21 protein-coding genes are annotated in these 18,795 nt (G+C 71.2%); 11 read left to right on the top strand and 10 right to left on the bottom strand.

Going from position 1 to position 18,795, the window contains the following annotated elements; translation table 11 throughout:
• Positions 1 to 11: 11 nt before the first annotated feature.
• Positions 12 to 1,415: a leucyl aminopeptidase family protein gene (locus tag BJ964_RS07205; RefSeq protein ID WP_229806605.1), complete on the top strand. Its 1,404-nt coding sequence runs from the start codon at positions 12 to 14 to the stop codon at positions 1,413 to 1,415.
• Between the two features lie 96 nt (positions 1,416 to 1,511).
• Here BJ964_RS07205 and BJ964_RS07200 read toward each other — a convergent pair whose 3' ends face one another.
• Complete coding sequence (locus BJ964_RS07200) at positions 1,512 to 2,081, bottom strand: O-methyltransferase (protein WP_188126829.1); 570 nt, start codon at positions 2,079 to 2,081, stop codon at positions 1,512 to 1,514.
• A gap of 293 nt (positions 2,082 to 2,374) precedes the next feature.
• On the opposite strand from BJ964_RS07200, the gene BJ964_RS07195 reads away from it, so the two are divergent.
• Entirely contained in the window at positions 2,375 to 3,658 is a 1,284-nt protein-coding gene (locus BJ964_RS07195; RefSeq protein WP_188119952.1) for a S1C family serine protease, read from the top strand.
• Positions 3,659 to 3,738: 80 nt separating this feature from the next.
• A complete protein-coding gene (locus tag BJ964_RS07190) occupies positions 3,739 to 4,152 on the top strand; it encodes a Sec-independent protein translocase family protein (protein ID WP_188119951.1) in 414 nt (137 codons plus the stop codon).
• 3 nt (positions 4,153 to 4,155) lie between these two features.
• On the opposite strand, the gene BJ964_RS07185 is transcribed toward BJ964_RS07190, so the two are convergent.
• From BJ964_RS07185 to BJ964_RS07175, 3 genes are read right to left on the bottom strand one after another with little or no spacing between them, the layout of a single operon-like run.
• Positions 4,156 to 5,307 carry an Mrp/NBP35 family ATP-binding protein gene (locus tag BJ964_RS07185; protein WP_188119950.1) on the bottom strand — a complete coding sequence of 384 codons (1,152 nt, stop codon included), beginning with the start codon at positions 5,305 to 5,307 and terminating at the stop codon, positions 4,156 to 4,158.
• 48 nt (positions 5,308 to 5,355) lie between these two features.
• Positions 5,356 to 5,808 carry a DUF1003 domain-containing protein gene (locus BJ964_RS07180; protein WP_223149974.1) on the bottom strand — a complete coding sequence of 151 codons (453 nt, stop codon included), beginning with the start codon at positions 5,806 to 5,808 and terminating at the stop codon, positions 5,356 to 5,358.
• Positions 5,809 to 5,852: 44 nt separating this feature from the next.
• Positions 5,853 to 7,124 carry a magnesium transporter MgtE N-terminal domain-containing protein gene (locus BJ964_RS07175; protein ID WP_223149497.1) on the bottom strand — a complete coding sequence of 424 codons (1,272 nt, stop codon included), beginning with the start codon at positions 7,122 to 7,124 and terminating at the stop codon, positions 5,853 to 5,855.
• A 33-nt stretch (positions 7,125 to 7,157) separates the two neighbouring features.
• Here BJ964_RS07175 and BJ964_RS07170 point away from each other — a divergent pair, with 33 nt between their 5' ends.
• Positions 7,158 to 8,033 (top strand): PhzF family phenazine biosynthesis protein, encoded by an 876-nt coding sequence (locus BJ964_RS07170; RefSeq protein ID WP_188119947.1) that lies wholly within the window; start codon positions 7,158 to 7,160, stop codon positions 8,031 to 8,033.
• Positions 8,034 to 8,038: 5 nt separating this feature from the next.
• On the opposite strand, the gene BJ964_RS07165 is transcribed toward BJ964_RS07170, so the two are convergent.
• Entirely contained in the window at positions 8,039 to 8,551 is a 513-nt protein-coding gene (locus BJ964_RS07165) for a hypothetical protein (protein WP_188119946.1), read from the bottom strand.
• Between the two features lie 22 nt (positions 8,552 to 8,573).
• Positions 8,574 to 9,272, bottom strand: coding sequence for an HAD family hydrolase (locus tag BJ964_RS07160; protein WP_188119945.1), 699 nt, complete (start codon positions 9,270 to 9,272; stop codon positions 8,574 to 8,576).
• Positions 9,273 to 9,405: 133 nt separating this feature from the next.
• Here BJ964_RS07160 and BJ964_RS07155 point away from each other — a divergent pair, with 133 nt between their 5' ends.
• The 3 genes from BJ964_RS07155 to BJ964_RS07145 all read left to right on the top strand — a co-directional run bounded on the left by BJ964_RS07155 (position 9,406) and on the right by BJ964_RS07145 (position 12,144).
• Positions 9,406 to 10,317, top strand: a complete 912-nt coding sequence (locus BJ964_RS07155) for a DMT family transporter (protein WP_188119944.1) — start codon at positions 9,406 to 9,408, stop codon at positions 10,315 to 10,317.
• A gap of 139 nt (positions 10,318 to 10,456) precedes the next feature.
• Positions 10,457 to 11,083, top strand: a complete 627-nt coding sequence (locus BJ964_RS07150; RefSeq protein ID WP_188119943.1) for a hypothetical protein — start codon at positions 10,457 to 10,459, stop codon at positions 11,081 to 11,083.
• A gap of 125 nt (positions 11,084 to 11,208) precedes the next feature.
• Positions 11,209 to 12,144, top strand: a complete 936-nt coding sequence (locus tag BJ964_RS07145; RefSeq protein WP_188119942.1) for an SDR family NAD(P)-dependent oxidoreductase — start codon at positions 11,209 to 11,211, stop codon at positions 12,142 to 12,144.
• A gap of 54 nt (positions 12,145 to 12,198) precedes the next feature.
• Here the strand turns inward: BJ964_RS07145 and BJ964_RS07140 are convergent, their stop codons facing one another.
• The 4 genes from BJ964_RS07140 to trxA all read right to left on the bottom strand — a co-directional run bounded on the left by BJ964_RS07140 (position 12,199) and on the right by trxA (position 15,856).
• Positions 12,199 to 12,774: a DUF4190 domain-containing protein gene (locus BJ964_RS07140; RefSeq protein WP_188119941.1), complete on the bottom strand. Its 576-nt coding sequence runs from the start codon at positions 12,772 to 12,774 to the stop codon at positions 12,199 to 12,201.
• 157 nt (positions 12,775 to 12,931) lie between these two features.
• A complete protein-coding gene (locus tag BJ964_RS07135; RefSeq protein WP_188119940.1) occupies positions 12,932 to 13,339 on the bottom strand; it encodes a CoA-binding protein in 408 nt (135 codons plus the stop codon).
• A gap of 76 nt (positions 13,340 to 13,415) precedes the next feature.
• Positions 13,416 to 15,350, bottom strand: coding sequence for an intein-containing Rv2578c family radical SAM protein (locus BJ964_RS07130; protein WP_188119939.1), 1,935 nt, complete (start codon positions 15,348 to 15,350; stop codon positions 13,416 to 13,418).
• Positions 15,351 to 15,463: 113 nt separating this feature from the next.
• Positions 15,464 to 15,856, bottom strand: a complete 393-nt coding sequence (trxA, locus tag BJ964_RS07125; protein WP_188119938.1) for a thioredoxin — start codon at positions 15,854 to 15,856, stop codon at positions 15,464 to 15,466.
• A 453-nt stretch (positions 15,857 to 16,309) separates the two neighbouring features.
• Here trxA and BJ964_RS07120 point away from each other — a divergent pair, with 453 nt between their 5' ends.
• From BJ964_RS07120 to BJ964_RS07105, 4 genes are all read left to right on the top strand, one after another.
• On the top strand, positions 16,310 to 16,942 hold the full coding sequence (locus BJ964_RS07120; protein ID WP_188119937.1) for a TrmH family RNA methyltransferase: 633 nt from the start codon (positions 16,310 to 16,312) through the stop codon (positions 16,940 to 16,942).
• Positions 16,943 to 17,008: 66 nt separating this feature from the next.
• Positions 17,009 to 17,683: a DUF6758 family protein gene (locus BJ964_RS07115; RefSeq protein ID WP_307838015.1), complete on the top strand. Its 675-nt coding sequence runs from the start codon at positions 17,009 to 17,011 to the stop codon at positions 17,681 to 17,683.
• Between the two features lie 128 nt (positions 17,684 to 17,811).
• Positions 17,812 to 17,970, top strand: a complete 159-nt coding sequence (locus BJ964_RS07110; RefSeq protein ID WP_173476757.1) for a hypothetical protein — start codon at positions 17,812 to 17,814, stop codon at positions 17,968 to 17,970.
• A gap of 9 nt (positions 17,971 to 17,979) precedes the next feature.
• The gene (locus BJ964_RS07105) at positions 17,980 to 18,795 is read left to right on the top strand and encodes a PH domain-containing protein (RefSeq protein ID WP_188119935.1); all 816 of its coding nucleotides are present in this window, start codon (positions 17,980 to 17,982) and stop codon (positions 18,793 to 18,795) included.

Below are 18,795 nucleotides of genomic sequence, written 5' to 3'. Positions count from 1 at the left end.
GTCATCCTCCCGTGTTCACCATCCGATTGACCGACGTCTCCGACGACACTCACACCCGGGTCCTCCCGGTCGGCCCCGGCCTGGATCCGGAGATGTCCGCACTGGTCGCCGCGACCGACGGCGCCGATACGGCGGGCCGGATCACGGTGTTCCCGCGCCCGCTACGGCAGCCGTCCCGGGTCCTGCTGGCCGGGGTCGGCGCCGGGGACGAGGCGGCCTGGCGTGCGGCCGGCGCCGCGATCGTGCGGGAGGCCGGCGACGACGAGATCCTGGAGGCGCTGCTTCCGGCGGACCTCGCCCCGGGCGCGCTGCGCGGCCTGGCCGAGGGCCTCTGGATGGGCGGCTATCGCTATCGCGACGCGGTCAAGGCGCCCCGGTCCGGCGAGGTGCGGCTCGTTCTCGACGACCCTTCGGCGTACGCGGAGAGCCTGGCGGCCGCGACCGTGACCGCCGAGGCCACGTGGCTCGCCCGGGACCTGACCAACACACCCTCGTCGGTGAAGAACCCGGAGTGGTTCGCCGGCCAGATCGTGGCCGAGGCCGCGCGCCGCCCCGGCCTGACCGTGACTGTCCGGGCCGGCGACGAGCTGGAGCGGTTCGGTGGTCTGCGGGCCGTCGGCGGCGGTTCGGTGTCGCCGCCGCGCTTCGTCGAGATCTCCTGGCAGCCGCCCGGCGCGACCACCCACGTGGTCCTGGTCGGCAAGGGCATCACCTTCGACACCGGCGGCATCTCGATCAAGCCGCGGGACAGCATGAAGCTGATGAAGAAGGACATGGGCGGCGCGGCCGCGGTGGTCGCCGCCACCCTGGGGGCCGCCGACCTGAACCTGCCGGTGCGGATCACCACGCTGGTGCCGCTCGCCGAGAACGCGATCGGCGGCGCCGCCTTCCGCCCCGGCGACGTGATCACCCACTACGACGGCTCGACCACCGAGAACACGAACTCCGACGCCGAGGGCCGTCTCGTGCTGGCCGACGCCCTGGCGTACGCGGCCGCCGAACTCGGCCCGGACCTGGTCATCGACCTGGCCACCCTGACCGGGGCGAACGCCGTGGCGCTCGGCAAGCGCACAGCCGCCCTGATCAGCCCGGACGAGGAGCTGGTGACGGCGCTGACCGCGGCCGGCGAGGCGGCCGGCGAGCGGATGTGGCGGCTGCCTCTGGCCGACGACTACATCGAGTACCAGAGCAGCGACATCGCCGACCGGATCAACGCGGGCGCCGGGCCCGGCGTGATCACGGCCGCCCTGTTCCTGCGCGACTTCTACGGCCCGGTCCGCTGGGCGCACTTCGACATGTCCGCGCCGAGCTGGGCCGAGGCCGCCGACGGCGAGCTGACCAAGGGCGCCACCGGCTGGGGCGCCCGGACGTTGCTTTATTACCTCGCTGCGCTCGGCGAGGATGCGCCCTTTTGAGTTGGTGGCGAGGGCGCCGAAAACGGCTAGGCGAAGCCGTGGTCGTCTTCGGAGCCCTCGCCACCAACGGGCGCATCCTGGTTGCTTTATTACCTCTCAGCGCTTGACAGCGGTCAGCAGACCGGCGCCTAAGGGGATCACCGCGGGGATCCAGTCCTCGGACTCACGGATCGCCTTGACCGTCTCCCGGATGGTCAGGGTGTCCACGTCCCGGGCGGACGGGTCGCTGATCCGCCCGCCCGCGTGCGCCCCGTTCACGATCAGCACCCCGCCCGGCCGGAGCAGGCGCAGGGCGGCCTCGGTGCAGGCGGCGAACTCGGTGGTGTCGGCGTCCACGAAGATCAGGTCGTAGACGCCGTCGGCCAGCCGGGGCAGCACGTTCAGGGCACGGCCGCTGATGATCCGGGTACGGGAGGACGCGTACCCCGCCTCCAGGAAGATCCGCCGGGCGATCCGCTGGTGCTCGTGCTCGACGTCGATGGTGGTGAGCACCCCGTCCGGGCGCATGCCACGGAGCAGCCAGATGCCGCTCACACCCGTACCGGTGCCGATCTCGACCACCGCCTTGGCGCTGCCCGCCGCGGCCAGCAGGCGCAGCACGGAGCCGGCGCCGGGGGAGACACAGGGCAGGCCGAGCTCGTGTGCCAGGGCACGCGCGGTCTGCAGAACCGGGTCCTCGGTGGCGTAGGTCTCGGCGAACGGCGTCGATTGCGCCGCCGGCTGACCGAATGAACGAGCGGGACCGATGATGACGACCTCCGTACGAGCGTTTGTGATGCCCGTGGCGGAACCACGCACATCGGATAAGAGAGTAGAGCGATGTTCTCCGGTGACGCACTGCGCCGTCGATGGATAAAGGGGGTCACCCGGCTCGGGCCGACCCGTGGCAAGGTGGGTACCGGCGGATCCGTGTCATCCTGGGAGAGCGCGGATCCGGGCGAGCGGATGGAGGCACCGACGTGACCGACGGCTGGAACTGGCGCCGGCCACCGACGCCGCCTGCCCACGGCACCCCGCAGTCCACGACTCCCGGCCGGTCCTCGGAGCCGGAGCCAGGCTCGCCCTGGTGGTCCGGCACGGCGACGGACCCGTGGCGTGATCCGTACGCTCCGTCAGCGGTGGTCCTGCCCACCCCGCCGTCCGGTGGAGGGGTCCCGGAGCCGGTCACCGATCCCGACGCGCCCCGCCGGTCGTATGCCCCGATCATCGTGATCTGCCTGGTCACCGCTCTGTTGGCGGGTGGCATCGGCGGCACGCTCGGGTTCGTCTTCGCGGTCCGCGGCGGGTATGCCGCGAGCGGCGGGACCCAGCTCGGCGCGTCCGGCCAGCAGATCCCGGAGAATACGCAGCGTGCACCCGAGTCGCTCGCCGGCGTGGCCGAGCGGGTCATGCCGAGCGTCGTCACGGTCCGGGTCACCGGGGCGATCGGTTCCGGTTTCGTGGTGTCCACGGACGGCTACGTGATCACCAACGACCACGTGGTCGAGGGCGCCGACGAGAGCCTGTCGGTCTCCTTCAGCGACGGCTCCACGGCCCCCGCGAAACTGATCGGCCGCGACCCGGAGTCCGATGTCGCAGTGATCAAAGTCGCAAAGAGCGGGCTCACGCCGGTCTCGCTCGGCAACTCCGACGACATCGCGGTCGGCGACCCGGTGCTCGCCTTCGGTTCGCCGCTCGCGCTCGTCAACACGGTCACCCAGGGCATCGTGAGCGCCCTGGACCGGCCCATCCAGGCCGGCGAGGAGGGCGGCACCACCCGCTACTACGCGGCCATCCAGACCGACGCCGCGGTCAACCAGGGCAACTCCGGCGGGCCGCTGGTCGACGCGGGCGGCCAGGTGGTCGGGGTCAACTCGGTGATCCGCTCGGTCGGTGGCGCCGACACCGAGGCCGGCAACATCGGCCTCGCCTTCGCCATCCCGATCAATCAGGCCAAACGGGTGGCCGAGGACATCATCGACACCGGGAAGGCCCGGCGGACCGTCATCGGCGCCGAGGTGATGACCGGCGAGACGGCGGCCGGCGCCCGGCTGCGCGGGGTGGAGCAGGCCGGCCCGGCGGCGACGGCCGGTCTGCGTGCCGGCGACGTCATCACCAAGCTCGACGGGCATCCGCTCGAGGAGGGCACCGACCTGATCGCGCTGGTCCGCAAGTACGCGCCCGGCTCCACGGTCGCGGTCGAGTACCGCCGCGGCACCAAGACCGCGTCCGTGTCGGTGACCCTCGCCGCGGACACCAACTGACAGCCGGATCCCATCCGGGTGGGCTGTGCGCACACAGCGAGCGTGCGTAGTCTTGGCGCGGAACGCTGGGGAGGCCGGACGTGTTCGAGAATCTGAACTGGTGGGAGATCGGCGCGCTGCTCATGCTCGCGCTGTTGATCTTCGGTGAGCGCCTGCCCAAGGTGCTCGGGGACGGCCTGCGCATGCTGCGCGGCCTGCGCAACATGGCGCAGAACGCGACGTCCGACCTGAGCCGCGAGCTTGGCACCGACATCCAGCTGGAAGACCTGCACCCGAAGGCGTTCATCCGCAAGCACCTGCTCAGCGAGGAGGACGAGCAGGCGCTGCGCAAGCCGTTGCAGAGCCTCTTCGACGACGTGAAGCAGGACCTCAACGGGGTCAAGTCGGAGCTCTCCGACGTCGCCTCGGCGGCCGACTTCAAGAGCGCCCCGAAAAGCACCGCGCCGGCCGAGGCTCCTCGACCGGCGCAGCATTACGACCTGGATGCGACCTGAGGTCTAGCCCCGCTTGGCATTCACCATGAGGCCCAAGGGCTTGCCGACGAGGGACTCGCGGCGGACGGCCAGCTTGTCGGCCACGCCGTCGATGGCCTTGGCGGCCGGGGCGTCCGGCTCGGCCAGCACGATCGGGGTGCCGCCGTCGCCGGCCTCACGGACCCGGGTGTCCAGCGGGATCTGACCGAGCAGCTCGACCCGGGCGCCGATGGTGGTGCTCAGCGAATCGGCGACGGTCTGGCCGCCGCCCGCGCCGAAGACCTCCATGCGGGAGCCGTCCGGCAGCTCCAGCCACGACATGTTCTCCACCACGCCGACCAGGCGCTGATGGGTCTGGAGGGCGATCGCCCCGGCCCGCTCGGCCACCTCGGCGGCGGCCATCTGCGGGGTGGTGACGACCAGGATCTCCGCGTTCGGCAGGAGCTGCGCCAGCGAGATGGCCACGTCACCGGTGCCCGGCGGCAGGTCGAGCAGCAGCACGTCCAGGTCGCCCCAGTAGACGTCGGCGAGGAACTGCTGCAGGGCGCGGTGCAGCATCGGGCCACGCCAGACCACCGCGGCGTTGCCGGACGTGAACATGCCGATCGAGATGACCTTCACGCCGTGCGACTGCGGCGGCATGATCATTTCCTCGACCCGGGTCGGACGGCTCTCCACACCGAGCATCCGCGGCACCGAGTGGCCGTAGATGTCCGCGTCGATCACGCCGACCGACAGGCCCCGCTTGGCCAGGGCCGCGGCCAGGTTCACGGTGACGCTCGACTTGCCGACGCCACCCTTTCCACTGGCAACCGCGTACACCCTGGTCCGGGAGCCGGGCTGAGCGAAGGGAATGACCGGTTCCGCCGAAGCGCCACCACCGCGCAGCGTGGTTTGCAGCGCCTTGCGCTGCTCGTCGGTCATCACCCCGAAATTGATCTCGACCCGGTCGATGCCGGGGATCGTCGTGAGAGCGGCGGTGATGTCGTTGGTCAGCTTGTCCCGCAGCGGGCAGCCGGCGACGGTGAGCAGCAGATCGACCTTGACCAGGCCGTCGCTCACGGTGAAGCCCGAGACCATGCCGAGGTCGGTGATCGGGCGGCGGATCTCGGGGTCGTCCACGGTCGCCAGAGCGGCCTGGATCGCATCCTCGAGCGTGTTGGCGGGAGCGGACATGGAGCCCATGCTACGTCGAGGTCAGAGCCGTTCTCGCTGAGGTGAGGCTCACTCCGTACGGCGCTTCTCGCGGCGCATCGCGGCCTCGTCCAGCTCGTCCGCGAGACGGGTCAGCTCCGACCGCAGGAAGTCCCGGGTCGCGACGTCGCCCAGGGCGATCCGCAGCGCGGCGATCTCGCGGGCCAGGAACTCGGTGTCCGCCTTCTGCATCGCCGCCCGCCGCCGGTCCTCCTCCATGGCGAGCCGGTCGCGGTCGGCCTGCCGGTTCTGCGCCAGAAGGATCAACGGCGCGGCGTACGACGCCTGCAGCGACAGGATCAGGGTGAGGAAGGTGAACGTGTACGGGTCGAAGCGCAGGTTCTCCGGCGCCAGCGTGTTCCACGCGAACCAGGCGGCGATCAGCACGGTCATGTAGACGATGAACTTCGCCGTGCCCATGTACCGCGCGATGCTCTCCGACCAGCGGCCGAACGCCTCCGGGTCGAACCGGGGCAACTGCATCCGTCCCGGGTCGCGCGGCCGGTCCAGTCCTCGCCTGCTGTCGATCACGGGATCACCTGCTCGTCCACGTGTACGTCATGTTCCCGCCAGTCGCGTGGCAGCAGATGGTCCAGCACGTCGTCGACGGTCACCGCGCCGAGCAGCCGGTACGCCGAGTCCACCACCGGCATGGCCACCAGGTCGTACGTCGCCATCCGCCGGGTGATCTCGGCCAGCCCGGTCTCGGTCCGTAACGGCTCTATGTCGCTGTCCACCAGCCCGCCCATGATCGCGGCCGGCGGTTCCCGTAGCAGTCGCTGGAAGTGCACCACGCCCAGGTACTTACCCGTCGGCGTGGCCATCGGCGCCCGGGCCACGAAGACCTGTGCGGCGACCACCGGCGACAGGTCGGGGTTGCGGATCCGGGCGAGCGCCTCGGCGACCGTGGCGTCCGGGGTGAGGATCACCGGCTCCGAGGTCATCACACTGCCCGCGGTGCCCGCCTGGTAGCTCATCAGCTGCCGGACCGGCGCGGCCTCCTCCGGCTCCATGAGGTCGAGCAGCACCGCCTGCTCGGTGTGCGGCAGCTCGGCGAGCAGGTCGGCCGCGTCGTCCGGGTCCATCCGCTCGAGCACGTCGGCGGCCCGTTCCCGTTCCAGCCCGACCAGGATCTCCACCTGGTCGTGCTCGGGCAGCTCCTCCAGCACGTCGGCCAGCCGCCGGTCGTCCAGGGCGGCGGCCACCTCGTTGCGGCGGGCGTCCGGCAGATGTTGCAGCGCGTTCGCCATGTCGGCGGGGCGCATCTGGTCCAGCACGGCCATCAGGTTCGCGGTCCCCTGGGTGTCGGTGGGGCCGACCAGGCCACGGACCCGGTCGTACTCGGCCTGGTAGACGTGCCCGCGCCGGGCCAGCCGCCCGGTCAGCTCCCGGACCGCGATCCGCGTGACGATCCACTCGGTGTTCCGGTTCAGGTCCATGCCGACGTCGACCACGATCCCGTGGTGGACGGGGCCCTCACCGTGCTCCGGCACCACGGTCACCCGGCGGTCCAGCAGATCCTCCAGGATCAGCAGCTCGTTCGGCCGCTTCTCGAACCGGCGCAGGTTGAGGGTGCCCGTGCCGAGCACGACCGCCTCCGCGTCCATGCTGGTGACCCGGCCGATCGGCAGGAAGATGCGCCGCCGCAGCGCCATCTCGGCGACCAGGCCGACGATCTGCGGCGGGCGGTTGGTGGTGCGCAGGCGGACGACCGCGTCACGAATCCGCCCCACCCGGTCGCCGTTGGGGTCGAACACCGGCAGACCGGCGAGGCGAGCCAGATAAATCCTCGTCCCCATGGTCACGACCCCAGCCTAGGTTAGGGTCCGGACATGTCCACCTTGGCGTACGAGATCGTCGACGTGTTCACGGATCGGCCGTTCGCCGGCAATCCACTCGCCGTGGTGTTCGGTGGCGCGCGGCTCGCGACCGCCCAGATGCAGGCCCTGGCCCGCGAGTTCAACCTCTCCGAGACGGTGTTCCCGCTGCCTCCGACGGCGTCCGGGGCCACGTACCGGGCCCGCATCTTCACCCCGGAGGGCGAGATCCCGTTCGCCGGCCATCCCTCCGTCGGGGTGGCGGTCACCGCGATGCGCCGGGGCATGTTCCGGGCCGGTGAAGTGATCCAGGAGTGCGGCGCGGGCCTGCTGCCGATCACCGTGACGGCCGCGGGCACGGCCACGCTCACCGGCGCCGAACCCCGGCTCGGCGCGCCGCTCGATCCGGCGCCGCTGCTCGCGGCGGTCGGCCTGACGGCCTCCGACCACGCCGGTGACGATCTCGCTGCCCCACGTTCCGCCGGGTGCGGCCTGGACTGGGTGCTTCTTCCGGTATGCCGGGAAGCGCTCGCCCGTGCCCGGGTCGACGTGGCCGCGGCGGAACGGGCCGGGGTCACCGACATCAGCGTCTTCTCCTGGGCTGACGGCGAGGCGCACGCCCGCGTCTTCGTGGCCGGCGGCGCCGTGCCCGAGGATCCGGCGACCGGCTCGGCGGCGCTGGCCCTCGGCGTGTGGCTGGTGGCGGCGGGCCGGCTGCCCGGCGAGGGCGTCTCGTCCTACCGCATCCACCAGGGCGTGGAGATGAAGCGCCCGTCCCGCCTGGAGTGCACGGTCACGGCCTCCGGCGGCGCCGCCGTCTCCGCCACGGTCACCGGCCACGTCTGGCAGGTCGCCTCAGGCGAGATAGCAGTCCCGCCCTTCATCGGCTGACCAGGTCAGCGTTTCCCGGCCCGGTCAGCGCCTTTGACCCGGTGCAGGCGGAAGGGGCGGCGGGTCTCGACGCGGGCCGGGGTCTCACGGGGCGGCGCGGCCTGCGATTCGGCCGGGAGATCGGCGGCTCCGGTCGCCGCGTCGGCGGCCGGGGTGAGGCGGACCAGCGCGCAGCCGTCGGCCGCCCAGCGGGCCACCACCTCCTCGGCCGGGCCGGAGGCGTTGAGGCGTTTGCCGGCCAGCTGGGGAGCGATCTCGTCCCACTCCGCGGAGCCCGGGTCAAGCCGGGACACCTCGGCCTCGGCCTGCACGATCAGCCCGCCGTGGTCGCCGCGGAGCCGCACAGTCGCCCGCTGCGCCTCGGCCAGCCCCGGCGCGAACTGCTCGCCCGGCCCGCTCACCACGGCCAGCGAGGACTCCACCGGCATGCACCAGAGCGCGTAGGCCGGCCCGTCACCCACCGAGATCCAGGCGATCGCGGCCTTCTTGATCGCCTCTTCCAGCACGCCAGAGCTCACCGGACCATCCTCCCACGCCGCGTCAGACCAGTACGGGCACCGAGTCGAGCAGTGTCAGCACCTCGGTGAGCGACCGGACCGTACGCCCAGCGAAGTTGGTGTCCGCGTCGAAGACCAGATGGTTGGCGAGGTCGGGGGCGGCCAGCCGGACCGGTGTCATGCCGACCGCCGCCGCCCCGGTCAACTCGTGGCTTCCGCCGTCGCCGACGTACAGGCAGTCCTCCGGGAAGACTCCGAGGGCGTCGCAGGCGGCCAGATAGATCTCCGGGTCGGGCTTGCACACGCCGATCTCGACCGAGTAGATCTGGGCGTCCAGCAGCGGTGCGACCGGCAGGCCGGGCAGGAAGGCGGGGAGTTCGTGGGTGCAGTCGCTGACCACCGCGGTGCGTACCCCGCGGCGGCGGACGGCGGCGAGGGCGCTCACCGCGTCCGGCCGCAGCTGGGTGTCGGCGCGCAGCGCGTCGACCCGGGCCGGCACCCCGGCGCGGATGGCGCCCGGGTGCGGATGGCCACCGGCCTGCTCGATCACCCAGCGGAGGGTGGCTTCGGCGGAGCCGTAACGGCCGCAGGCCCGGGCCCGGAAGGTGCGGTCAAGGACGCCGACCACGGCATCCGGGTCGGCGCCGAGAGACCGGGCGATGGCGGCGTGCTGAGGACCGCGCTGGACAGATCGGGTCAAAGTGCCGAAAAAGTCAAACACGACCGCACGGTAGGCGGGCATGTGAATCGGCCTCCAGGACATGGGGGGCGGAAACAGGGAGTGAACCGCCGGTGACTGTATCGACTCCGTCACTGTCCGCCAATAGACAGTGGCAAACTCGCCAGGACGACTGCGCAAGAAGCGACGGCCGGGGATGAATATGCGCTCACCAGGTCAACCGGCGAGCCTGATCTTGGCACTGACCGTGGCGGTGCTGGCCGTTTCCTCGTCGGCCCCGTTGATCGCCTTCGCGGCCGCGCCGGCCCTTGCCATCGCGTTCTGGCGCAACGGCCTCGCGGCGCTCGTGCTCACCCCGATCACGCTCGGCCCGCGCCGGGCCGAGGTGCGCCGGGCCGCCGCCGGCCCGGCCGGGATCCTCTGCGTGCTCGCCGGCCTGGCGCTGGCCCTGCACTTCGCGACGTGGATGCCGAGCGTGCAGCTCGGCTCGGTGGCCACCGCGACCGCGCTGGTCGCCACCCAGCCGGTCTGGCAGGGCCTGATCGCGGCGGCGCAGGGCCGGCGGCCCTCGGCGGCCGGGTGGACCGGTATCGGGCTGGCGGTGGCCGGCGCCGCCTGGGCCACCGGAGCCGACGTCGGGGTGTCCGGGCAGGCCGTGCTCGCCGACGTGCTGGCACTGCTCGGGGCGGTCGCGGCGGCCGTCTACACGGCCCTCGGCGAGCGGGCCCGGACCCGGCTGAGCACCACCACGTACACCTGGATCTGCTATGGCACGTGCGCCGTCGTGCTGCTCGCCGTCTGCCTGCTCTTCGGCGTCGACCTGACCGGGTACGACAGCCGCACCTGGGCGGCGATCCTGGCCATCGTGGCGGGCGCCCAGCTGCTGGGGCACTCGATGTTCAACTACGCGCTCCAGCACACGTCGGCCACCACGGTCAGCGTCCTGATCCTGCTGGAGGTGCCGGGCGCGGCCTTCCTCGCCTGGTGGTGGCTCGGGCAGGTGCCGCGGGCGGGCTCCCTGCCGGGGCTGGCGCTGCTGCTGACCGGGGTCGCGGTGTTCCTCGTGGGTGCGGCCCGGGTGGTCCGTACCGAATCTCTTTCCAGCTAAATATGGGCTGATTGCAACCTTCATCCGATTCAGTACTTGAAGCTCGGTCGTTGGCCCCGCCGAAGCCCCTCCTCCCTCGGCGGCCGCGGCCGCCCGCCTGGCGGAGGGTGGCCGGAACGCGATAGTGAAGGGGGATGCGATGCATTGCGATCGGCTGGTCCGGCTCCTGCTCGCCGGGGCGCTCCTCATGACCGCGCCCGGCTGCGGCGAGATCGACGGCGGCGACCCGCGGGAGCACTCCGGGCCGACCGGCGGCTGGCGCACGGCCGGCTGCCAGTTCAGCCGTCCGGCGCAGTTCAGCACGGTCGGCGGGCGGAGCATGCCGGTCACTCCGCAGCGGCTCGCCGCCGCCATCGAGCGGATCGACCGCGGCGGGCGTGAGCGGTTCGCCGACAGCTTCGCGGGGCTCGAGGTCGATCAGCTCCGGGTACGGGCGATCGTGTACCGCGTACCGTCGGAGGTCTTCGACGACTTCATCCGGCAGAGCGCCGAGGACACCTGTGTCGTGGTGCGCGACGCGGCGCACGCCGTCGCCGAGCTCACCCACTGGCACGACCGCGTGGTGGCCGACCTGCCGTACTGGGACTCCCGCGGCATCCGGATCGTGACCGTGGGCAGCCGGCACGACGGCATGGGCGTGGAGATCGGCACCCGCGACATCGACCGGATCCGCCGGGAGTTCCCGGCCCGCTACGGAGCGGACGCGCCCCTGGTGTTCGTGGAGGAGGGGCCGGTGCGCCCGCTCGCCCCAGGACCCGCTGACTGATCTTTTCGAGTCCTGTCGGAAAGCCGTCACTACCAGGGCGGATGCGATGCTGGGGCGGTCGGCCGGGGGAACGCCACAGTGACACGATGTTTGCCCCGGCCTGCTGGAGCAGGCAGGATCGCCGCATGGTCTTCGACGCCCGTTCCACCGGGGGCAGCCCGTCCCGGCGCGACACCACACGCCCGGCCGACGGCCGACCACCGAACTCCGGCGCACCCGGCGAAACCGCCGACCGCCCGACCGGAACCGACATGCAGGAGCTCGTCGAGGCGGAGATCGAGGCCTCCGGCGACGCCCCGGTGACGCTCCGCCTGGACGGGAAGGTCGCCCTGGTCACGGGCGCCGGCAGCCCGGACGGGATCGGGTACGCGACGGCTCGCCGCCTGCGTGACCTCGGCGCCCGGGTGGCGATCGTGTCCACCACCCGCCGCATCCACGACCGCGCCACCGAGCTCGGCGTGACCGGCTTCGTGGCCGACCTCACCGACGAGTCCGAGGTCGGCGCCCTGGCCGACGCGATCGCCGACCAGCTCGGCGACGTCGAGGTGCTGGTCAACAACGCCGGCCTGGCGAGCCGGGCCAGCCCCGAGGTGCTGCGGCCGGTCGCCCAGCTCACCTTCGACGAGTGGAAGGCCGAGATCGACCGGAACCTCAGCACCGCCTTCCTGTGCAGCCGGGCGTTCGTCGGCGGCATGTCGGAGCGCGGCTGGGGGCGGATCGTCAATCTGGCCGCCACCGCCGGCCCGGTGAACGCGCTGCCCACCGAGGCGGCGTACGCGGCCGCCAAGGCCGGTGTGGTGGGCCTGACCCGGGCGCTGGCCATGGAGCTGGTCGCCGACGGGGTCAACGTCAACTGCGTGGCCCCCGGCACGATCTACACGGCCGCCTCGACGGTGACCGAGATCAAGCAGGGTCTGGGTACCCCGATCGGCCGCCCGGGCACCCCGGACGAGGTCGCCGCGGCGGTCAGCTTCCTCTGCTCGCCGGCCGCGTCCTACATCACCGGCCAGATGCTGGTGGTCGACGGCGGCAACAGCGTCCGCGAGGCACAGTTCCGCTGACCCGTACACAGAGGTGGACCGGTCCGCCGGACCGGTCCACCGTGTCGTACCGGATCAGAACGTCGTGTTGCCCGCGGCGCCGTCAGCGATCGCCCAGACGAACACGACCACGTAGAAGATGATGACGATCAGGCTCAGCACGCTGAGGATGTAACCGACCCACAGGCCCGCGGTGGCCATGCCCTCGCCGGCCTCGCCGGTCTGCCGGATCTGCTTCTTCGCGATGTGCCCGAGCACCACGCCGACCGGCGCGCTGATGCACGTCACGAGACCGGCGAGCGAGCAGATCAGCGACGCGATGGCCAGGCCGTTGGTGGGCCGCGGAGCGCCGTAGTACGGGTAGGGCGCACCGTAGCCGGGCGCACCGTAGCCGGGCGCACCGGGCGGCCCGTAGCCGGGCGGAGGACCGTACCCGGCCGACGGCGGCGGATATCCGGCCCCCGCGGGCGGATATCCCGTCCCGTCCGTCGCCGACTTGTAGCCCGGCGCCGGCGAGTAACCGGGTCCACTGGACGGCGCGGGACTCGTCGGAGGCGAGTACGGCGGCGGGTACTGCAGAGTCGGGTCATTGGCCGGAGGCTGCGGCGGCTGGTAAGGATCCGGGTTGCCGTCAGCCGGGGGATAGGTCATCTGAGGTCCTCCTTGAGTCCTCGCACCGTACCTGCCGGGGAGGAGTCGTGTGAGACCGGCTTCCATCCGCGCGGAACCCGATGGCCTCCCATTTTGGCCTGTCACGCCAAGTCCGGAAGGGCGCCGGCGGCGTCCGGGACCGGTCGGCCCGCACCGGTCAGGGACGTCTGGTGAGCTGTCCCAGCGCCCGTTCGACGGCCAGACAGCGGTCCTCGACATACTCGAGCCCCGCCTCCTCGGCGATCCGCCGCGCCTCGGCCGAGACGATGCCGCTCTGCAACCACACGGCGGGCGCTTTCACGGCCACCGCCTGCCGGACCACGTCGACGGCGTCCCGGGCGGGACGGAACACGTTCACCAGGTCGACCGGCTCGTCGATCTCGGCCAGCGTGGGCACGGTCGGGACGCCGAACAGCTCGTCGACGAACGGGTTGACCGGGATGATCCGCCACCCGTGCCGGAGCATCTGCAGCGGAATGGTGTGCGCCGGTTTGTAGGGATCACGGGAGGCTCCCACCACCGCGATGACACTCGCCCCGGCCAGGATCTGCTGAGCGCTCCGCATACCCGAACTCTATCCACGTCCGGTAGGGCGAGGTCGGGTGGTTTCCCCGGCCCCGCACCGTGGCCCTGGCCGGGCGTCACAGCAGGGTGAGCTGGTCGTGAACCGGGCCGGCCGGGGGTGCCTCACCGGCCGGCCGATGGGCCCCGGCCGGAGCCGACGGCCGGTGCAGGCCGTGCCGCCGGGTCGCCATCCGCACGCGGGCCGCGATCTCGTCCTGGTAGGCCCGGGGCAGGTAGCTGCCGTTGCCGTACAGCTCCCGGTAGCGCGGCCGCAGGTGCGGGTGCTCCCGGCCGATCCAGGACGCGAACCACTCGCGGGCGCCCGGGCGCAGATGCAGCGCCAGCGGGGTCACGCCGGCGGCCCCGGCCGCCGCGATCGCGGCCACGGTCTCGTCGATCGACTCGTCGGTGTCGGTGAGCCCGGGCAGGATCGGGGCCATCAGCACGTTGACCGCGAAGCCGGCGTCGGTCAGCCGCCGGACCACCTCCAGCCGGCGGGCCGGGCTCGGCGTGCCCGGTTCGGCGGAGCGCCAGACCGCCTCGTCCACGAAGCCGACCGAGACCGCCAGCCCCACCCGGGTCACCTCGGCGGCCTGCCGCAGCAGATCGAGATCGCGCAGGATCAGGGTGCCCTTGGTGAGGATGGAGAACGGGTTGGCGTGGTCGCGCAGCGCCGCCAGGATCTCCGGCATGAGCCGGTAGCGGCCCTCGGCCCGCTGGTAGACGTCGACGTTGGTGCCCATCGCGATCGGCGCCCCGGCCCAGCGCGGGTCGGCCAGCTCCCGGCGGATCACCTCACCGGCGTTCACCTTCACCAGGACGCGGCTGTCGAAGTCGTGGCCGGCGTCGAGATCCAGATAGGTGTGCGTCTTCCGGGCGAAGCAGTTGTGACTGACCACCCCGTCGGCGATGAAGTCGCCGGTCCCGGTGGAGATGTCGAAGAGCGGCAGGGTGAGCCCGAGCTCCTCGATGTCGGCGACGGCCAGCCGCCGCTCCCCGCGGACCCCGACCCCGGAGGCGTCCAGCGGGCCCATCGAGGCGCCGGTCAGGTGCCGGAAGCGCAGTGCCGCGTCGAGGTGGCGCTCGGTCTCCACCCGGCCGGTCGCGCCCGGCCGCACCGGCCCCGGGCCCCGGGCCACCAGGCCGAGATGGGTCAGGGCGTGCACGATCCACCGCAGATAGCCGACGTCGGTGCTCTCCAGGACCACGGCCAGCCGATCGGTCCGCCCGACCGCACCGAAGGCGCCGGCCAGGAAGCCGCGGAACCAGTCGCTGCTGGGCAGCTCGGGCCAGCGCACCGCCTCGGTGAGGGAGACGTCGTCCAGGTAGGCGTCGGCCCGCACCCAGGCGTCGCCCTCGACCGCCACCCCGGGCCCGGACGCGTCACCCCGGATCAGGCCGCAGACGAACCCGGACTGGTAGTCGGGCGACTCCTTGGGCGGCTCGGCGAAGTGGCCCACCCCGAACATCAGGTCCCCGACGGCGAGCGCCGGCTGGTGCGGCTCGGCCGGGCTGACGTGCCGCCAGCCGCGGTCGGTGAGGAAGCGGTGGTCGCCGCTCGCCACCAGGCGGGTCCCGTCGGCCAGGGTCACCCGGAACGCCGGCTTGCTGGTCTCCCAGTGGTCGAGGACCGTGGTGGGCACACACCGCCGGTGTGCTCCGGCGCCCATCGTGCCCATCACCGCGTCGCCGGGCCGGATCTGCGCCAGCGGCCGGGTGGAGCCGTCGGCGAGCAGGATCGGGGTGTCACCGGCCAGGCAGTACGTGCACGCGTGCGAACAACCGCGATAGGGGTTGACGGTCCACTCGAACGGCACCCGTGAGGCGCCGGGCACCCGGTTGATCAGGGATTTCGCCTGGATCTCGTAGAACGTCATCCCGGCGAACCCGGGAGTGTCGAACCGGCGCACGGTGGCGCCGGGCAGCGCCAGCGGCAGGGGTGGGGCCGCCGGCGCCGCCCTGTCCGGGAGCGAGCCGTCACCGGGCTGAGCCGACAGGTGGGACCATCGCATGGCAGGTATTCGAACACACGTTCTAGGGCCTGTCCATGACCTTGCTCGAACGAGCGTACGAAAAAAGACCCGCGAACCGAACCGGTTCGCGGGTCTTTCTTTGTCGGGCCGGGTCAGCCGCGCGCGGCGGCCGTCGCGTCCTTGGCCTTGCGCTGCGCGGCCAGCTGTTCGCGCACCTCGTCCATGTCCAGCTCCGCGACCTTCTCGATCAGGCTCTCCAGGGCGGACGCGGGGAGCGCGCCGGGCTGGGAGAAGACGACGATGCCGTCGCGCACCGCCATGATCGTGGGGATGGACCGGATGTCGAACTTCTGCGCCAGAGCCGGCTCGGCCTCGGTGTCGATCTTGCCGAAGGTGATCTCCGGGTGCTTCTCCGAGGAGCGCTCGTAAGTGGGCGCGAAGCTTACGCAGGGCCCGCACCAGCTGGCCCAGAAGTCGACCAGGACGATGCCGTCCTGGCTGGTGACCTCGTCGAAGTTCGCTGCGGTCAGCGCAACCGTCGCCATGATGCCTCCGTCTGCGGGAAATCGCTTTCGTCGGGTGGAACTCCTGGCACCCATCCGTCATTCCCGTGTTGTGCGCCGCCATACGTGGCGTACGGCACCCTCGGGTTCCGGACCGTCAAACGACCATGGGCGCCCTATCGTAACCGAAAGTAGGCGCTCGGTGTCTGTTTGCTGACACGATTGTGTTGACGTTTCCGTACCTGATCAAGGCTTGATGGGTGGTTTGTCCTGCCTGTGGAGGCCCTGTGGGAGCGGTGCCATGGCGGGGCATTAACTGTTAAGTTACTTAAATGTGAGCTGGCTCACATTTGAAAGTCCTTCACATGGATACGGACGGTAAGGCAAACTCTTTTCCAACAGAGCGTGGGCGGCGGGTGCCGGGGAGGGCCCCGCCGCTCATTGCGTCTCCTGCCGGGTGAGTCGCCCCCGGCGGAATCGGTAGCCTATCGCCCCATGACGGCGGGCGAGGACATATCCACCGAGGTCGGAGTCGGTCCCTGGGCGGGTGAGCGGCCGGCCGGTGAGCACTGGGATCCGGAGTTGCTCGAGCAGGGCGACCGCCGCAACGTGGTGGACCGGTACCGGTACTGGAGCCGGGAGGCCGTGGTCGCGGACCTGGACACCCGGCGCCACGACTTCCATGTCGCGATCGAGAACTGGCAGCACGACTTCAACATCGGCACCGTGGTGCGCAACGCCAACGCGTTCCTGGCCGCCGAGGTCCACATCGTCGGGCAGCGCCGGTGGAACCGGCGGGGCGCCATGGTGACCGACCGCTACCAGCACGTCCGGCATCACCCGGCGATCGAGGACTTCGTGGCGTGGGCGGCGGGCGAGAACCTGCCGGTGATCGGCATCGACAACCTGCCCGGCTCGCGGCCGATGGAGACGGTCACCCTGCCGCGCCGCTGCGTCCTGCTCTTCGGTCAGGAGGGTCCCGGGCTGTCCGAGCCGGCGCGGGCGGCGTGCACGCAGCTCTTCTCGATCGCCCAGTACGGCTCGACCCGCTCGATCAACGCCGGCGTGGCCAGCGGCATCGCCATGCACGCGTGGATCCGGGCGCACGCCGGCCCGCCTCCGGCCTGACCCGGATCAGCCCGTCTTCTGCCGATTCGCTTGACGGGGGCTTCCCCGGGCAGCACGGTATGGAGTGTGGGTGTCACGGTGAGTTGCCCCAGATGTGGTGCACAGGTTCGGAAGCCGGACCTGATGCACAGCAACTGGCGGTGCGACAACTGTGGCGACGTTCCGCCGTTCCATGTGGCCGAGCACATCAGTGCGGAGATCGTCGGAACGGTGCTGCGGGAGTCGGCGACGAGCGCCGAGCGGATTCCGCTCTGGTGTCCCTGGCCGCTGCCCTCCGGGTGGATGGTCACCGGCGTGGGCTGGTCCGGCGACGAGCGCTTCGGAGTGCGGGCGACCGTGCTCACCTGCAGCGGTCCCGAGCCGCTCGGCGGTGGGCCCGCGGACCTCGCCCTGATCGCCGAGCAGCCCGGTGTCGGTCTGGGCACCAGGTTCGCCGGCATACCCGGTCTCGACCCGGGTCACCTGCTCTCCGAGGCGCTGGCCGACCGGGGTGGACACGCCGGTCCACATGCGAAGATCAAGGCGGCCGGGCATCCCACTCCACTGTGGTGTGTCAAGTCACCCGAAGATCGAAGCGCTTACGTGAGTGAGGCCAAAGGAATGTGGCTCTATGCGGTAGCGTGGCCCGCGAGCGCGGGCTATCTACTCGCGGAGCATGTCGTCCTGCACGACCTCTCCGAGGGAGTGCCGTCCGAGCTCGTGTTCGGAGCGCCGTCGCCGTACCTGCACGGTCGTGCCTGACTCTTAGGTGTGACCTGCGGCTATGGCAATCGACTTTCTGGCCACTTTGTTCACACGAAGCGACGAAGCTGATACCGTCAGTACTGCCGCGGCGCAGAACGTACCCCGCACCGGAGGAGAAGGCCCCCATGGTCAAGAAGGTCCTCACCTGGCTTGGTATTGCATTCTTGATCTTCTTCATCGCCTTCAACCCGAGTTCGGCCGCGGCGGTGTTCGAGTCACTCGGAGGCACGATCGCGGACATCGCGCGTGGTTTCGGCACTTTCTTCACGGACCTCGTCGCATAGCATCTCTCCATGGATCCTGGTGAGCCGCGCGACCCGCGAGGCGAGGGCGCGCGTCGCCCTCGGGATGACGATGAGAGCTACGGGTACCGCGACCCGGCCTTCGACGACGACTCCGACTACGCCGAGGGCGACCTCTACGAGGACGACCCGGCGTACGGGCGCCGCCGCTCACCCTCCGACGTCTACGACGAGCCGGAGGAGTACGAGGCGCCCAGCTTCACCGCCGAGGAGCTGGAAGGGCTCGACCGTGGTGGCGGACCGCGCCGCTTCCTCCCCCTGGAGGATGAACCGACCACATTGGTCGCGCGCTACCTGTTCCCCACCGAGCGGTACCGCGGCGAGTGGAAACGACACTGGATCCACCTCTCCAAGCCGCTCGGCATCGGTGCGGCCGCCACGCTCGCCCTCGGCTACCTGGCCGGCTTCCTGACCCGCCAGGAGGACCTCGACGGTCTGGTCACCGTCGCCGTGCTGGTCTGGCTCGGCGTGATCAGCTGGGTGGCCTGGAAGGTCTTCGACTGGTATTTCGACAGGTTCATCCTCACCAACAAGCGGGTGATGGTGGTCAACGGCATCGTCACCCGGAAGGTGGCGATGATGCCCCTCCTGCGGGTGACCGACATGAAGTACGAACAGTCGGCTCTCGGGCGCATGCTCAGCTACGGCACCTTCGTCCTCGAGTCGGCCGGCCAGGACCAGGCGTTGCGCGAGGTCAAGCACCTGCCCAACCCCAACGAGCTGTACCTGCGGGTGGTCGAGGAGATGTACGAGCCGCAGGCCGTGGAGGCCCGCCTCGGCAAGGACGACGAGGGAGAGGACGCCTGA

This window comes from Actinoplanes lobatus (genome assembly GCF_014205215.1).
Taxonomy (GTDB): Bacteria; Actinomycetota; Actinomycetes; order Mycobacteriales; family Micromonosporaceae; genus Actinoplanes; species Actinoplanes lobatus.
This window is presented reverse-complemented; position numbering and strand designations above follow the sequence as displayed.

Bases quoted from the DNA above. Each gene is read 5' to 3' on its own strand.
- BJ964_RS07185 (WP_188119950.1), bottom strand. From the start codon at position 5,307: ATGTCCGCTCCCGCCAACACGCTCGAGGATGCGATCCAGGCCGCTCTG.
- BJ964_RS07180 (WP_223149974.1), bottom strand. From the start codon at position 5,808: ATGCAGTTGCCCCGGTTCGACCCGGAGGCGTTCGGCCGCTGGTCGGAG.
- BJ964_RS07175 (WP_223149497.1), bottom strand. From the start codon at position 7,124: ATGGGGACGAGGATTTATCTGGCTCGCCTCGCCGGTCTGCCGGTGTTC.
- BJ964_RS07170 (WP_188119947.1), top strand. From the start codon at position 7,158: ATGTCCACCTTGGCGTACGAGATCGTCGACGTGTTCACGGATCGGCCG.
- BJ964_RS07160 (WP_188119945.1), bottom strand. From the start codon at position 9,272: ATGCCCGCCTACCGTGCGGTCGTGTTTGACTTTTTCGGCACTTTGACC.
- BJ964_RS07155 (WP_188119944.1), top strand. From the start codon at position 9,406: ATGAATATGCGCTCACCAGGTCAACCGGCGAGCCTGATCTTGGCACTG.
- BJ964_RS07150 (WP_188119943.1), top strand. From the start codon at position 10,457: ATGCATTGCGATCGGCTGGTCCGGCTCCTGCTCGCCGGGGCGCTCCTC.
- BJ964_RS07145 (WP_188119942.1), top strand. From the start codon at position 11,209: ATGGTCTTCGACGCCCGTTCCACCGGGGGCAGCCCGTCCCGGCGCGAC.
- BJ964_RS07140 (WP_188119941.1), bottom strand. From the start codon at position 12,774: ATGACCTATCCCCCGGCTGACGGCAACCCGGATCCTTACCAGCCGCCG.
- BJ964_RS07135 (WP_188119940.1), bottom strand. From the start codon at position 13,339: ATGCGGAGCGCTCAGCAGATCCTGGCCGGGGCGAGTGTCATCGCGGTG.
- BJ964_RS07130 (WP_188119939.1), bottom strand. From the start codon at position 15,350: ATGCGATGGTCCCACCTGTCGGCTCAGCCCGGTGACGGCTCGCTCCCG.
- trxA (WP_188119938.1), bottom strand. From the start codon at position 15,856: ATGGCGACGGTTGCGCTGACCGCAGCGAACTTCGACGAGGTCACCAGC.
- BJ964_RS07120 (WP_188119937.1), top strand. From the start codon at position 16,310: ATGACGGCGGGCGAGGACATATCCACCGAGGTCGGAGTCGGTCCCTGG.
- BJ964_RS07110 (WP_173476757.1), top strand. From the start codon at position 17,812: ATGGTCAAGAAGGTCCTCACCTGGCTTGGTATTGCATTCTTGATCTTC.
- BJ964_RS07105 (WP_188119935.1), top strand. From the start codon at position 17,980: ATGGATCCTGGTGAGCCGCGCGACCCGCGAGGCGAGGGCGCGCGTCGC.